The organism is Peptostreptococcus stomatis DSM 17678 (assembly GCF_000147675.1).
Classification (GTDB): Bacteria; Bacillota; Clostridia; order Peptostreptococcales; family Peptostreptococcaceae; genus Peptostreptococcus; species Peptostreptococcus stomatis.
Map to the genome: position 1 here is coordinate 1 of NZ_ADGQ01000030.1, position 16,879 is coordinate 16,879.

Here is a 16,879-nt window from a genome sequence, read left to right on the forward strand (position 1 = left end):
CATAAAAAGCCTTAAAAAGCTTAGAAAATATGTGCTAAACTCATTAAAATATGACTATACGAATGCTATGGTTGAGGGTAAAAACAACAAGATAAAGGTAATTAAAAGAGTATCCTACGGATATAGGAGTTTTAGGAATTTTAAGGCAAGGATAATGTTAATGGAAAGGTATAAAATACAAAAGGGCAACATCCATAGTTATCAGTTTGCTATGGATGCTGCCGCATAATTTAATAGATTTTATTGATTTAAATTATCACCAACGTTATTTGACATAGAGCCATATAAAACTAACACAGAACAGTAATTTGAAAAAGATTTACTGTTTTTTCTTTGCCTAAAAATGAAAATGCTTAACTAAAAATCGTTTATAAATTAAAAAATGTACTCGACAAAGCGCTCTATTAGGAAATAAAAAAACATCTAAACCTATTTCTATACACTTCTAATTATAATTTTACTGAAAGATAGGTTTAGCCTTTAGAGAAATATAATTGAAGCGAAAGTATGATATAATATAATTAGGAAAATTTAACTATTTTCGACAATATCTAAGTTAGGGAGACCGATTATGACAGTAGATAAAATAGGCTTTAAGAAGGACGTGGATATAGATAAACTGAATATACTAGAAGAGTTTATAGGGGACAAATACCTATTCTGTCAGGGTTCTTTAGACCAGGCTGTCTTGACTGACAGGCTGAGGTCTATTTTTAGTGGTTCCTACTATGAAAAAATAAATATCACAAGTATCCAGGCCTATATAGTAGATCAAGTCAACCTCTATTGGCCCCTAATTGGTGAGGGGGTTAAGCCAAATACCCTGTCACGTTTGGCAAGTATCTTTTTATTGAACAAGATAATAGGTGACAGGAGGTATTTTGATGGATATTTTCAAGGTTTAAATTCTAATAATATAAATATTGCCAACCAGGTTTATGGGGCCATGATTGAGGCTAGTATGAAGTCTATACCTCATGATGCCATAGCCCATAGAATTTCAAGGTTTAAGATGTCAAAATCCAACAGGCATATTTTTGATGATATGAAGAATGTAATAGTTGAATACAGGTCTATAATGGATAGGTTGGGCCTATATGACCTACCAAGTCTTATAGAGATGTATTACAAGGACCTACTAGAAAATGAGACCTATAAGTCCCTCACAGGTCATAGGGACTATGTTAACCTAGAGGACCTGCTTGCTTCTAGTCAAAGGGACCTAGATTTTGTCAATAGGCTTGGAAATATAGATCACCTACATTATGACAGTTACTATGATATGTATGTTGGTCTTATAAACAAGCTAGAAGATCTAATCAACCAAGACAAGGTAAGTCCTGACAGGATAGCTGTTATAGTACCTAATAAGAGGCTTATATCAAGAGATGAAGCAGATAAGATTGGACAGATTTTTGGGCAAAGCTTAAGTTATATGCCTACAAGTGAGATAATTACGAGGACCCGTACAGGAAATCTTGTATTTAGTGCCCTGGCTATCCATAGAGACTTGGAATTTATCTTGAGCCAAGATTACAAGTTGGAACTATTAAGAGTCTTTAATCCAGACAAGACGTATATATATTTAGCGAGAAATATAGAAAAGCTAATGGTTGATATTCGCAGGGACCTGTCTGTAGATATATATGGCCAGGTACCGGACCAGGAGTTTGCAAAAAAATTCTTTAAAGAACACCTAATGGAGGCTGGTGTAGATGACCATGATATGGTACTCGTGAGTAGTTTTTGTGATCATTTAAAGGATCTAAATACACTGATAGAGGCCTGTGACAAGGTTGACTTTATATCCATTAGTGATGAGGCCAGGTTAGGATTTTTGAAGGAATATTCAAGTATTTTCCCAGGAAATATGACTAAAATGGAGCTTGCCTCTAGGGATAATATCCTGGTAATGACCCTAGATGAGTATAAATTTTTAGCAAATGAGAGGGACCATCTATTGGTCTTTGATGCAGACTCAAAAACCTATATCAGAAGGGTGGAAAACAATCTTGATACCGACCTGGCATATATGGAGGATAGCCTCTTGACCAATATTGATGACACTAACCTAGACCAGATTTACAGGGACTTGGAAGTAGACAAGAACAAGACCTATATGAAGGATTTATGGTCGACTAGGGAATTTTTGGGTGAGGGGTCTTTGGAAGACCTGAATATATACCTACTACATTCAGACCTGGCCATAAATGGATATGACCAGTTGGGAGACAGGAGGCTACTATGGACATAGTTTTTAGGAAAGACCAAAAGGAAATTATGAAATACAAGTCTGGTAGCATGGGGATCCAGGCGGTTCCGGGTGCAGGCAAGACCTTTATAATTACTAATTTAGTTGCCAAGCTCCTGAAAAAAATGAAGGATGATGACCAGGATGGCAAGATCCTGGTTTTGACATATATGAATAGTGCCGCTAATAACTTTAAGTCGAGGATTAGGGCGATTTTGGAGGACGAGGGTCTAGACAAAGGAGGCTTCGAGGTAATGACTATACATTCCCTGGCCATGAAGATTATAAGGGAAAACACTGACATAGCCATGCTAAGTGAGGAAAGCCAGATAATTGACGACTACAAAAAGGGAATCCTAATCCAGATGGCCATAGATGAATATGAGTCTATACCTGCGAGTGAAACCAGAATTAGGTCCTTTCTAAAAAAAGACCTTAGAGATGACCAGGCCCAGGTGGACAAATGGTATAGGGAGTTTACAAATATTGTCCTAAATGCCATAAAATTGATGAAGTATGCCGATATTAGTGTAGATAGGCTAGAGGCATACTTAGATCATGGCCAGGCCACTATTATGAAGATAATTGGACCTATATACAAGAATTACCAGACTATACTGGATCAAGAGGGCTACTTTGACTATGATGATATTTTGATAAGAGCCTATAGGATCCTGGTAGAAAACGAGTCAGTAGCGGAAAAATACCAGGCCAGGTATGCTTATGTATTTGAGGATGAATGCCAGGATTCTAATGAAATCCAGGGCAAGATTATAGATATAATTTCATATAAGAAGGCCAGCCGTAAAAAATCTAAAAGAAACCTTGTAAGGGTCGGGGATGTTAACCAGAGTATAACAGGCACCTTTACCGGGTCAGATCCAAGGTACTTCAAGGATTTTTGCTTACAGGCCGACCATTTCTATGAGATGAATATGGCAGCTAGGTCTAGTAGGGATATATTAGACCTAGCCAATCATTTGGTGGACCAGGCAAAAGACCACTTGGAGGGTATACATATTGAGCCAGTGGAGAGTGGACAGGCCTACAAGTCAAATCCAAAGACAGACAAGTATATGGTGGCTGCCAGGTCACTAAAAAACCAAGAAGAGGAGAGGGACCTTGTTGCCAAGACAATAGGCTACTACCAAAAGGCCTTCCCAAACTATAGTATTGGGGTCTTGTCATTTTCTAACTATGATACAGATGATCTAGGAGACTACCTTGATGCCAGAGATATAAAATATGACAAACTGGGGGCTGATTCTAAGGTTAGGAAGAAAGTAATAGGTGACCTGAAATTGACCCTGGACTTCTTACTAGAGCCCACAAGGGATAACTTTGTGGACCTAGTCATGGAGGCTTTTGTAGCAAGGTTTGACCTTGACTTAAGTCAGGAAGACCTTGAGTCTATAGCCACAAGCTTGGCCAAGGAAGACTATGAGGCCTTGATTTATGATGGCTTATATATGGATGAATGGATATCTAGGGCAAGGGTAAGGCTTGATGACAGTATAAGAATGGTATTTTCAAAGAGGATGTCAGAAAGCATGCTAGCGATTAGGTCTATTTGTGACCATAACCAGGCTGACAAGCTAGGACTAGTTTCTCATATCTTGACTAGGCTGAATTTGACCAGCAATGAAGTACTCTTGTCTAAGTATATAGTATTTTATCTGGGAAATTTACTTTCCTATGAAGGGGCAGACCTGGTAAGACTAGCTCTTAGCCTAGACAAGAGGTATAGTAGGGTATTTGATGGGGCAATAGAGTCCATATACGATATGGGGGAGACAGACCCCTTAGGTGGAAGTGTGACCCTGGCTACTATTCATAAGTCTAAGGGTATGGAATGGGATGCAGTCATTATTACAGGTATAAATAAGTCGGACTTCCCTTCTAGTTTGGATGACTACTTTAGGGTGGACAGGAAGTATCTTAGGTCCGACTTTAAGTATCCTGAAGCCTTTGTAAATATGGACATAGATAAGATTTTAGGGGTAAATGGGGGCAAGACCAGGGCTTCTTATGAGGACGACCTCAAACTAGCCCTAATAGGTGAGAGGGTAAGGCTCCTTTATGTAGGTATTACCAGGGCCAAGTCCAGTCTCCTACTTTTGAACTCAAAGAATAAATTTATAGAAAGCCTTAATAGGAATATGTTTAGAAAGGATTCTAGCTATCTTGAAATATTAAGAGGATATATAGAGGAGAGAAAGAAGCTCTGGAATGGGGCGGAAAAATAGGTGGGATATATGATTGAAAAAGAAATTTTAGACTACAGGTTGGATAAGTTGATATTTAGCCAAAATATGCTAAGTGCCTGGAAGAGAAGTAAAAAAGAATTTATAGACAAGTATATCAGACATATTTTTTGGTCAGATGACAGCCAGCTTGATAGGGACTATGAGCAAAATATGTCCTATGGTAGAGACTTTCACCTTATGTGTCAAAGGATATTTCTAGGTATAGACCCTATTAGGTCTACTAGCGACTACGATAAGGACCTGGATAGGGTCAAGAAGATCTACAGACTATACAAAAATAGGTATGGCCAGGATGTCATCTTTTTACCAGAACATAGGATAGAGCTAAAAGATAGGATCCAGGCGACCTATGACCTCCTGGTAAAGGTCTATGAAAATGGGGAATTAATCAGGTTGGATATATGGGACTGGAAGACAGAACGAAAGAAGATAGAAAAAAATTATGCGGAAAATAAGATGCAGACAAGGGTATATATGTATGTCTGCAAGGAGTCAATAGGTAGTGACCTAGACTATGAAAATATAAGAATGTACTACTACCAGCCGGCAATAGATAGGCAGGTGATGGTTGATTATTCTGAGGACAGGCATGCGGCCAACAGAAATATAATTTATTCAATTATAGGGGAGATAAGAAATCTCAAACTAGAGGACTTAAGAGAAGAGGTATAAGATGGGTGTAGGATTTATAAAAGGAAGGATTGGTTCGGATAGGAGCCAGGTCCTCTTGGACTTATGTTTCAAGGAGGCCAGGTCAGGTTCTAGGGGACCAATATTTATACTGGTACCGGAAAAATATACATTTGAAATGGAAAAAAAGTTGAGTCTAAGGCTCCTAAAGGATAGGGATCCAGACCTTAGGATAAGGGTGGTAAGTATGTCTACCCTGGCTAATATGGTATTTACCAAGGTTGGTGGACTTAAGGAAAAGAAATTGACTTCTTCTGCCAGGGGTATGATGACCTATAGGGCTATAGAGTCTGTATCAAAAGACCTTAAGACACTTAAGATGCCCCAGGATTCAACTGGCTTGGTTGATATAGTAAAGGATGCCCTAATTGAGTTAAAGCAAAACAAGATAGGGCTAGAAGAACTGGAAGAGATGGCTCTTAGGACTGATGATCATGCTCTTAAGGCCAAGTTGGAAGATATAGGTCTGATTTATTCATCATATGAAAAATTGATGGAAGAAGACTATATAGATACAGAAGACTGGATACAATTATTATCTAAGAAGTTGGCTTTCTATGAGGAAATTAGGGAAGCAACTATTTTTATAGATGAATTTACAGGCTTTACACCGGTCCAGTATGACCTGATAGAGGATCTAATTGCCCTGTCTAAAAATACATATATATCCCTACTTTTGGATTTAAAATCCAGACTGGAGGTCAAGACAGTCTTTTCCAAGACCCATGTTACTTATTTAAAGCTTATAGAAATATGCAACAGGCACAAGTTAAAAAGGCTGGAGGATATAGAAGTGGTTAGCCAGGGCTATTATTCGAGTCCAGACTTGGCCTATTTAGAAAAGAATATAAACCTATATAGGGCCAAGCCTTTCCAAGGAGAAGTGGAAAACATTGACCTTATAGAGTTTGAAAATATATATAAGGAAGTCGAATATGTAGCTGGAAAGATAGTTGAGCTTGTCAATGACAAGGGCTATAGGTATAGGGAGATTACGGTGGCGACTAGGGACTTAGATTCCTATGCCTACCTGGTAAGGGCTATATTTAGAGACTACAAGCTAAACTACTTCCTAGACCAAAAGTTAGAAGCCAAGACTAATCCTATCCTTGTGCTTTTGACGTCTATATTGAATATGAAGAAGGAAAACTACTCATATAATTCAGTATTTAACTACCTTAAGAGTGGCCTTGTTGGTATAGACCATGAGGATGTAAGCCTTCTTGAAAATTATGTCATAGCCAATGGTATAAGGGGGTCCGAGTGGTTTAAGGACTGGGATAGGCCCCTAATTCATAATATAGAGGACGATTCAGAACCTGACAATACCCATATCAATGATATTAGGAAGAGGGTAGTGGAGCCGATAGAGAAGCTACATGACCAGCTTAAGGGCAAGAATAGCCTAAGGGACATATCCGCCCACCTATACCAGTTTGCCCTAGATATAGGCTTACCAGAAAGGATTAATGACCTGATAGAGGAATTTAAGGGCCAGGAAAACCACTACAAGGCCAAGGAGTATTCACAGGTATGGAACATTTTTGTAGATGTATTGGACGAAATGGTAGAATTTTTAGGTGATGAAAAGATTGGTTTAGAGAGATATATAAGGCTAATGGAGGCAGAGTTGTCTGGTTTCGAGCTTGGTATTATACCGCCTTCTAATGACCAGGTCTTTGTTACCAGTGTTGACAGGATGAAAAACCCGGACACCAAGGTCCTAATCCTTATGGGGGTAAATGAGGGTGTATTTCCTAAGACAATAGGGGACCAGACCCTAATTAGCGATAGGGAAAAGGAAAAATTAGGACAAATGGGTATAAGTTTTGATTCTGATGTGAAATCAAAGACCTATGATGAAGTTTTCTTGATATACAGGGCTATGGGAATCGCTAGGAAGAGGTTAATTATTACTCACCCGGTATCCAACTTTAAGGGGGATACTATGAAGATGTCTTCACTTATCAAAAAGATTATGAAGATTTTCCCAGGACTTAAGATGGAAAACTTCCTGGATTCAGACCTGGATACTAGCCACATATATGACCAGCTGGTTAGCCTTGAAGAGAAAAAGAAGGTAGACAATATGATTGAGTCTAGCCTAAATTACGATAATAGGGTTTCCAACCTAAATGTCGATCAGGCCAGGATCCTATATGGCAAGGGTGTATTTAGTGTATCAAAGCTTGAAAAGTATGCTGCCTGCCCATTTTCATATTTTATGAACTATGGACTGGCTGCCAAGGAGAGGCCTATAAACGAGTTTTCCCCTATGGATTCAGGCATATATTCCCACAAGATATTAGATGAATTTTCCAAGTCATTGGCAAAAATAGACCTAAGTTGGAAGGACATAGACAAGGGCTATATAGGAATGTCAGTAGACCAAATTTCTCAAGACCTTGTCAAGTCAAGGACAGGCTATATATTAGACAGTTCAGAAAAGTACAGGTACCTATACAGTAGGTTAAACAGGTCTCTAGTAGATTCGATAGATAATATGTCTAAGCAGGTAAAAAAAGGAGATTTCCAACCAAGTGGCTTTGAGCTAAGCTTTGGTTTTAACTCTGCCTACCCACCCCTAAACCTAGACCTTGATGGGTCAAGAAAGGTCAATATTATTGGTAAGATTGACAGGCTAGATACCTGTATAGACGGGGAAAGAGAGTTTGTAAGGGTAATCGACTATAAGTCATCTGGAAAGGAGATAGACCTAACCAGCCTTTATGGTGGTCTCCAGCTCCAGCTATTTATGTACATGAATGCAGTGATAAATGCTGACAAGACTGGCAAGATGGAGCCTGCAGGAGTACTTTACTCAAACTTTTCCAACAAAGACCTTGATATGTCTGGTCTGGCTGATGGACTAGCCTTATCTGAGGAAGACCTAGATAAAAAACTATTAAAGGAAAATAAATTTAGTGGTCTTTTCGTCAATGACCTGGATATAATAGGCCATATGGATAATGATTTAGAAAAAGGTAAGTCTTCAGATATACTAAAGCTTGAATTAAAAGCAGATGGCTCTATCTATGAAAGTCGTACAACTAGTATGTCTCCAAGGGAATTTGACACTGTAAGGACCTTTGTCATGAACAAGTCTAGGGAGATTTGTCAGGATATATACGATGGAAAGATAGATATTAGCCCATTTAGGAAGGGGGCCTTAACTGCCTGTACCTATTGTGAGTATAAGTCGGTATGCCAGTTTGACCCTAGTATGAAGACAGATAAGTATAGGGATATAGAGATACCTCTTGCTGACAAGCCAAAGGCGGGCAAGGTGGATGGAGATGCTAATAAGAACCCTAAGAAGGTCAAGGGTGGCCGTTATAGTGACATAGTAGAGATATTGGCAAAAAAGAACAAGGAAGGGGGAGTAACTAGTGGCGACTAAGTGGACAAAAGAACAGACAAGTGTAATAGACCATAGGGGGTCAAACCTCCTAGTAGCAGCCGCAGCTGGATCAGGAAAGACAGCCGTCTTAATCGAGAGGATTATAAGCCTAGTTACTGACAAGGAAAAACCCATAGATATAGATAAACTTTTGGTGGTTACCTTTACTAAGGCTGCAGCCAATGAAATGAGGGAGAGGGTAGGCCTAGCCCTGGAAGATGCCCTGGACAAGGACCCTGAAAATGACCACCTTCAAAGGCAACTACTACTATTGAACAGGGCTGATATAACCACTATAGACTCATTTTGTGGTCGTGTGGTCAGGGAAAATTTTCATGCTACTGACCTAGACCCTAATGTTAGGACTGGTGACCCTGCAGAAATTGAAATGATAAAGAAGGATGTAATAGAGGACCTTTTTGAGGACCTTTATAACGAAAAAAATGAAGAATTTTTGAGCCTGGTAGACATATATTCAGCCAGGAACAATGATAGGCCCCTTATGGACTTGATACTAATGCTTAATACTTTTATAGACTCATCGGCCTATCCAGAGGACTGGCTAGATGATAATGCAGAAAAGTTCAATACTAAGGACAAGGAAGACAAGGATATTATTTCTTCTTATCTAGGACCTTACCTGACCAATGAAGTAGCCATATTGGCTTCATACACCTATAGGCTAGAGGAAGTAATTGACAAACTAGAGGCCTATGATGACCTGGTCAAGTATAGGGATTTTATAGGCCAGCACCTTGTCTATATTAGGTCAATACTAGGAGTTTTATCTTCTAGGCTTGGCCAGGAAAAGACAAGTTTTGATCCGGAATTGGATGCAAACTTTCTTGAACTGGACCTTGAGGACTTGAAGGAAAAAATAGACAACTACAGGTCAGGAAAGAGTGATATAAAGAGTTTTAGGATAGGTTCAAAGGTGGATGACTATGTAAAGGCAGAATATAAGATTATAAAAAAAATGGTTGATAGTATAATTAGTGATATAAAGTCAATCCAAGACAGGATCTATATAAGTCTAGATGAGGTTAGGCTAGAGTTAGATATGGCCTATCCATATATGAGGGCAGTATCCAATATAACAAAGAGATTTAGGCAGGCCTATAGGCAAAAGTTAAAGAGCCTGGGCTTAGTAGATTTTTCATATATAACACATACTGCCCTAGACATCTTGATAGATAGGTCGGGTGGAAGTCTTGAACCTAGCAAGATTGCCCTGGCCTATAGGGACCTATACGAAGAGGTCTTTATAGATGAGTACCAGGATAGCAATATGGTCCAGGAATTAATCCTGTCGACTATTTCTAGGACCAGTCCTGGAAATAGGTTTATGGTTGGAGATGTCAAGCAGAGTATCTATAGGTTTAGACAGGCCATGCCAGAGATATTTATGAAAAAGTATGATGAATATGCTATTAGCCAGGGTCCTATTGAAGCTGGACGTAAGATCCTCTTATACAACAATTTCAGGAGTAGTGCCCAGGTACTAGAGGCCTGTAACCATGTCTTTATGTCCATTATGAGGAAGGCTACAGGAGAGCTTGACTATACGGATGAGGAGAGGTTAAATCCAAGTGCTGTTTTTAAGGAGCTGGACTATGATAGTATAGATGAAAGTGTCTATAGAGACCTAGGCAATGACAGTGACAATACTGGCATCACTCCAGGCTTATCCATGGAAAACTTTAATATAGGGGGACCTGTAGAAGTACGGTTGGTTGACAAGGTATTTAATGAAGATGGACTAGACCTGGAAGGGGTAGATTTGGAAGACTTTAGGTCCATATCAAGCTTTAGGTCACAGTGCCAGGCCATAGGGGCCTATATAGACCAGGTGGTAAACAATAGGGAAAAGCCATATTTGGTTTTTGATAGAAAATTAGACAAGTATAGGAAGATAGAATACAGGGACATAGTAGTCCTATTCAGGTCCTTAAAGTTTAGGGTGGAAGATATTGAAGATGTCTTTAGTCAACTTGGCATACCAATCTATTCAGACTTAGGAGGAGACTATTTCTCTACCCTTGAGGTAAGCATATTTGAAAACCTACTTAGGATAATTGACAACCCTAGGCAGGATATATGCCTTTTATCGGTTATGAGGTCGCCTATATATAAGTTCAAACCTAGTGATTTCGCCTTATTGAGGCTACTTGATAAGGATTCAGACATATATGGACTTTTGGTGAAGTTATATGAGATGGACCAGGATGAACTTGATAATCTTGACCAGGATTACAAGGACCTAAGGGCTAGACTTGTATACTTTATGGACCAAATCAAAGCCTATAGAAAGATGTCTAGCCTTATGCCTCTTGATGAATTTATATGGTTCTTACTAAAGGATACTGGCTACTATGCTTATGTAGGTGGCCTGGAGTTAGGCCAGCATAGACAGAATAACCTTATCTTATTTTTCGAGAGGGCCAGGACTTTTGAAAAAACATCCTTCAAGGGTTTATTTAACTTTGTAAACTATATAGATAGGGTCAAGACCAGGGGTTCTGACTTGGGTGAGGCCAAGGAACTTTCAGGAGATGCAAATGTTGTAAGACTAATGACAATTCATAAGAGTAAGGGATTGGAATTCCCCCTAGTTATAGTTGCCAAGGCAGATGGTAAATTCAATTTTAAGAGTAGCGACCATAGGTTGTCACTCCATCAAGACCTAGGATATGGACCAAAGATTATAGACAAGTCTAAGAGGATAAATTTTCCAAGTATGGCCAAGACCTATATTGATAAGAAGATGGAATTAGAGCAAGAAGCTGAGGAAATGAGGCTACTTTATGTTGCCATGACCAGGGCCAAGGAAAAGTTGGTATTTTTTGCCAATATAGATGATTATAGTAAAAAATTAGATGAGTGGAAGTCAAAGTTAAGAGACCAGGATGGTAGGATAGAAAGCTTTGAAATATTAAATTCAAGGACCTACCTGGATTGGATAATGATGTCCATAGCTAACCTTGAAGTCAGGGGCAAGGCCCTTGATGCAAGGGGTAAGGAATGTGACTATATGGGCTATAAGGACACTAATTGGCTAATTGATGTAGAGGACAAGTTGGCAGTCTTCAAAAGGGCCAAGGATATTGAAAACAGGGTCGAACCTATAAGGAATATGCCTCTTGAGCCAGTGGAAGAAGAAAAGGATCCTGGTCGCAAGCCGACAATTGTGAAGCCATATGCCTACCAGGCAAGTGCCCTAAAGCCGGCCAGTATATCGGTATCAGAGGTTAAGAAGATAATAGAGGCAGAGGACCAGACCAAGTATGAAAATATGTATATGAGCAGGACCATACCTGACCTCAAGACACCAAGCTTTATGCACACTTCTAAGACCAAAATATCCTATAGTCCAGGTGAGAAGGGAACAATTTTCCACCTTGTTATGGAGCTATTGGACTTTGAGGGCTTATATAGGTTAAGAGAAGACACCAAAGGCTTAAATGACAAGATAGGGGCTGACCTGCAAGGCTTGATTGACAAGAATATACTGAGACCGGAAGAAGTGGGTACAGTAAATAGGAAGTGGATAGCTGACTTTGTAAAGACCCCGATTTTTGCCAGGTTGAGCCAGGCAGCTAGTCAGGGGCTCCTACATAGGGAAACGGCTATTGACTATAATATAGGACTTACTGAGATATACAAGTATGAATCTATAGATGAATCTGAAAGAATGATGTTGGTTGGTATAGTCGATGTATTTTTTGAAGACCAGGATGGTGACTTGGTCCTACTTGACTACAAGACCGACTATGTGAGTAAGGATAGGTATGAGGATATAGTGGCCAGGTATAAGCCACAGCTAGACCTTTATGCCAGGGCATTGGAGGATATTTCAGGCAAGAGGGTAAAGGAGAAATATATATACCTATTTAGTGTAGGTGACTTAGTTAGTTATGATTAGGAGGTTTTTATGAGGATACTTCATACGTCGGATTGGCACCTGGGCAAGACCCTAGAGGGCCATGATAGGCATGATGAACAGGTTAGGTTTTGTGACAATTTAATAGACCTTGTAGAAGAAAATAATGTAGACCTAGTCCTGATAGCCGGGGATATATATGACAGCTACAATCCTCCATCAAGTGCTGAGTCCCTATTTTATAGGACTATAGAAAGGTTAGCCAAGGATGGTTCCAGGCCAGTCTTTATAATTGCAGGTAACCATGATAATCCTGATAGGTTGGAATCAGTTAGACCCCTGGTTGAGGGTCTAGGAATTACTATTCTGGGCTATCCTAGGAGCCAGGCAACTAGGGGAAAGTATAGGGGATTTTCTATTGAAGAGGCCCAACCATGCTTTACAAAGATAGCAATAGGAGACCAAAAAATTAATATAATCAGTCTGCCTTATCCAAGTGAAAAAAGACTTAATGAAGCCTATGACCAGACTGATGATATAAACGAAATGCAGGAGTCCTATACTAAGAAGGTAGGTAGGATATTCAGGGATTTAGAAAAGTTTTACAGGGATGATGAGATAAACATAGCAGTCAGCCATATTTTTGTGGTTGGGTCTGCTATATCGGATTCAGAGCGCAGGATAGAGTTGGGCGGTTCTTTGTTGGTTGAAAAATCAGACCTACCTGCCAGGTCCCAGTATACTGCCCTTGGACATATCCACAAGCCACAGAGGATATCCAAGGAATATAGGGCATATTACTCTGGCTCCCCAATCCAATATAGTAAAAATGAGAGGTCTTCATCTAAGTCAGTTTATTTGGTTGATTTGGAGCCAGGTCAGGAACCTGATGTAAATCAAGTCCTCCTAGACAACTATAGGCCAATCTGTCTTTTTAAGGCAACCAGCCTAGACCAGGCCATGGCCATATGTGAAGAAAGGTCAGGTCAGGACATATTTGCCTATTTTGAAATAGAAACCAATGATAGTATAGACCTGGAGAGTATTAGGAAGATGAAAAAATTGATGAAAAACATCATCGAGATAAAGCCAGTCCTAAAGGGAAGCCAAGACTGGGTCAAAAAGGAAATGGTTGATATAAGCAGGGCCAGCATCGGCCAATATTTTGTGGATTTCTACAAGGAAGAAAATGAAGGCAGGGCCCCACGTCAGGACTTGATAGACCTGTTTAATAAGCTGATCAGTAGGGAGGATATAGACCATGAAACCAATTAGACTAGAAATTGATGGAATAAATAGTTATGCCTCCAAACAGGTCATAGATTTTGAAAGACTTACATCCAGGGGTATATTTGGGATATTTGGAAAGACGGGGTCTGGAAAGTCCACTATATTGGATGCCATGACCCTGGCCCTTTATGGAAATATAGCTAGGGGAAGTAAAGAGTTTATTAATTCAAATAGGGATAAGGCAAGTATATCCTATACCTTTGAACTAGGCCTAGGCCAAGATAGGGTCAGGTATATGGTTACCAGGAGGTTTAAGAAAAGTGAAAGGTCAGGAAAGACTTCAGCTACTAGTGACTATGTAAGGCTTATGTTCAAGGGACCAGATGATGATTACGAGGTTTTGGCTGACAAAGTAGGAGATGTTAACAAGCAGATAAAAGCTATACTTGGCCTAGAAGAGGGTGACTTTTTGAAGTCGGTAGTCCTACCCCAGGGTAGGTTTGGTGAATTCTTGTCGTTAACAGGTAAGGACAGGAGAAATATGCTTGAGAGGATATTTAACCTTGAAGAGTATGGGACAGACCTAAATGTGTCTCTTGCCAGGTACAAGAGGACGGTAGGCGACCAAATTAATATAGTCCAGGCCAAGTTGGCTGAATATCCAGAAGTAACTCAAGAAGCCTACAAGGAGCTGGAAGAAGAAATAAAGAAGCTGGAAGAGGAGTTAAAGTATAGTAGGAAGGAACTTGTGGAAGAAGAAAAAATTTACCAGGAATATAGGGAAGTCCACAAGTTAAGCCTAGAAAAGGTCAGGTTGGAAGGCCTAGAAAAAGACTTGATAGACCAGAAGGACTCTATGGAAGACCTAAGGTCAAGATTGGAGATAACAAGTACCTACTTTGGCTTAGCTGAAGATATAAAAAAGTTGGAAGACCTAGATATACAACTGGAAAAAATTTCCAAAGAACTGGATCTGGGAGAAAAAAATTACCAGGTCATAAGGGAATCTATAGGTGAGGAAAATGAAAACCTGCTAGATCTAGAAAGGCAACTCAAGTCCAGTATGCAGGATACTGCCTATAAGAATAGGGTAAGAGAGGCCTACCAGTTAGAAAATACAAAAGAAAACTTAGAAAAAGACAAGAATGATAAAATATCCTTAGTTGAAGATGTTTTGACTCAAATAAAGAAAATTGACAAGGTCCTGGAGACCAGGCAGGAAGACCTGAACAAGTTAGAAGACCAGATGGGCAACATTATTGATGCCATAATTGAAGAGGAGAAAATCAAGGTCCCAAGTGATGACCAGCTAATGGATATGAACACGAACCTTCATGACTTGGGGGCTATAATATCTAAGCATGAAGATAATGAAGCCAAGTCCAAACTTCTAAGAGATAGGACGGGTAAGCGTCAAGACCAGATAAGTCAACTAAGGAAAGATATAAAGGACAAGGAAAAAGAAATAGGGGATAAAAAGGCCCAGTTGGAAAGCCTTGTTAAGGAAAATAATGAGCTTAGGCTACAAGACCTTGCCAAAGACCTAAAGAATATATTAAGGGAGGGTGACCACCTGGGTCATGCCTGTCCGGTATGTGGTTCAATGATAGAGAGTCTAGACCAGGGCTTAGTAGCCAATATTGACCTGGATATTTACAAGAGGAATATAGACGAGGTCCAAGCAGACCTAGATAGCTTGCTTCAAGAAAGGGAAAAGAGGAGACTGGACCTGGGCAGGTTGGAAACCCAATTAAGCCTGGAAAAAGAAGAGCTAGACAGGCTTGAGTTAGAATTAGCCAAGTCAGATATTCAAGTCTTGAGGGCCAAATACAAGGCTCAAAATGACCAATTAGAAAGGGAGAAATCCCTAAAAAACTTAAAGGAAAAAGAAATAGCTAAATTAAACAAGGAAAAGGACAAGGTCAATAGGGACAAGTCATCTATAGAAAAAGAAATAAGAGACCTGATAGTGGACCTAGAATCCAGGAAGACAAGGCTGGAGGTCTATAAGGATAATATAGACAAGTTAGACGCTTCCTCAAAAAGTTTGGAAGACCAGTTAAGGCCTTTGAAAAGAGACCTAGGCACAGACAATATTCAAGAGGTCTACGAAGAAATGCAAAGAAAGGAAGAGGCCTTTGATAGACTCAACAAGGATATAAGCCTTCAAGAGGAAAGCATAGAACGATTAAAACTTGAAGAAGGGAAAATACTTGAGTCTTGTAAGGACCTTACAAGCCAAAAAGAAGCAACCCAAGTTAGGAAGGAAACAATCCTGGCCAGGGAAGAGTTTAAGGATATAGACAGGTTAAGGCAGGAGGCCCTGTCTAAAGATGACTACGACCAGTCTTTGATTAAACTTGAAGCCTATGATAAAAAAATCTTAGAAATAGGTCATTCCATTAGGCTGGTACTAGAGGGGCTAGCAGGTAGGTCGGTAGAAGAGGAAGCCTTGTTGCAACAAGAAGGCCTATGTAAGGACCTAGAAGAAAAGCTAGATATCCTAAAAGACAAACTATCTACCCTTACCTACCAATATAAAAAGATGGGTCAAGACCTAGACCTGGTTGCTTCTTTCCTAAAAGATCTGGCAAATTATCAGACCAAGATGGATTCAATTTTAGACCTTGAGAGGGTCTTGAGGGGAAACAAATTTGTAGAATACCTAGCCCAGGCCTACCTACAAAATATAGTTTATGATGCATCACAGAGGTTAGACCTTATAACAAGTGGTAGGTATGCCCTGGAGATAGATGGGGACTATGCCTTTGTCATTAGGGACAACTACAAGGGTGGTTTGAGGCGGTCTGCTGATACCTTGTCAGGAGGGGAAAATTTCCTGGTATCCCTATCACTAGCCCTGGCCCTATCTTCACAGATACAGTTAAAGGGAAGTGCCCCACTTGAGTTCTTCTTTCTGGATGAAGGTTTTGGAAGCCTAGATCGAGACCTACTAGATACAGTTATGACTTCACTTGAAAGACTTCAAGGAGAAAATATGAGTGTCGGTATAATAAGTCATGTGGAAGAACTTAAGAATATGATACCTGTTAAGCTGGAAGTAGAATTTGATGAAATAGAATCATCTTCAAAAGTCAAGCTTTCATGGTAAAATAAAAATACTTGTGTTATAATATACTCAAGATAAATTTAGAAAATAG

The 16,879-nt window shown here is 39.6% G+C and carries 8 protein-coding genes; all 8 read left to right on the top strand.

Features of this window, described 5'->3' with window-relative positions:
- Positions 1 to 229 (top strand): transposase (locus tag HMPREF0634_RS02700; RefSeq protein ID WP_165480187.1); only part of this gene is annotated, 229 nt, incomplete at its 5' end.
- Positions 230 to 571: 342 nt separating this feature from the next.
- The gene (locus HMPREF0634_RS02705) at positions 572 to 2,254 is read left to right on the top strand and encodes a hypothetical protein (protein ID WP_040565683.1); all 1,683 of its coding nucleotides are present in this window, start codon (positions 572 to 574) and stop codon (positions 2,252 to 2,254) included.
- Positions 2,245 to 4,497 carry an ATP-dependent helicase gene (locus HMPREF0634_RS02710; protein WP_007788782.1) on the top strand — a complete coding sequence of 751 codons (2,253 nt, stop codon included), beginning with the start codon at positions 2,245 to 2,247 and terminating at the stop codon, positions 4,495 to 4,497. The genes HMPREF0634_RS02705 and HMPREF0634_RS02710 overlap by 10 nt, the downstream gene beginning before the upstream one ends.
- A gap of 9 nt (positions 4,498 to 4,506) precedes the next feature.
- Positions 4,507 to 5,190, top strand: coding sequence for a PD-(D/E)XK nuclease family protein (locus tag HMPREF0634_RS02715; RefSeq protein WP_007788801.1), 684 nt, complete (start codon positions 4,507 to 4,509; stop codon positions 5,188 to 5,190).
- A 1-nt stretch (position 5,191) separates the two neighbouring features.
- Positions 5,192 to 8,608, top strand: coding sequence for a PD-(D/E)XK nuclease family protein (locus HMPREF0634_RS02720; protein ID WP_007788793.1), 3,417 nt, complete (start codon positions 5,192 to 5,194; stop codon positions 8,606 to 8,608).
- Entirely contained in the window at positions 8,598 to 12,530 is a 3,933-nt protein-coding gene (locus HMPREF0634_RS02725) for a UvrD-helicase domain-containing protein (RefSeq protein ID WP_007788762.1), read from the top strand. The genes HMPREF0634_RS02720 and HMPREF0634_RS02725 overlap by 11 nt, the downstream gene beginning before the upstream one ends.
- Positions 12,531 to 12,539: 9 nt before the next feature.
- Positions 12,540 to 13,763, top strand: a complete 1,224-nt coding sequence (locus HMPREF0634_RS02730) for a metallophosphoesterase family protein (protein WP_007788784.1) — start codon at positions 12,540 to 12,542, stop codon at positions 13,761 to 13,763.
- A complete protein-coding gene (locus HMPREF0634_RS09315) occupies positions 13,750 to 16,830 on the top strand; it encodes an AAA family ATPase (RefSeq protein ID WP_007788790.1) in 3,081 nt (1,026 codons plus the stop codon). Before HMPREF0634_RS02730 ends, HMPREF0634_RS09315 begins: the two co-directional genes overlap by 14 nt.
- Positions 16,831 to 16,879 lie beyond the last annotated feature (49 nt).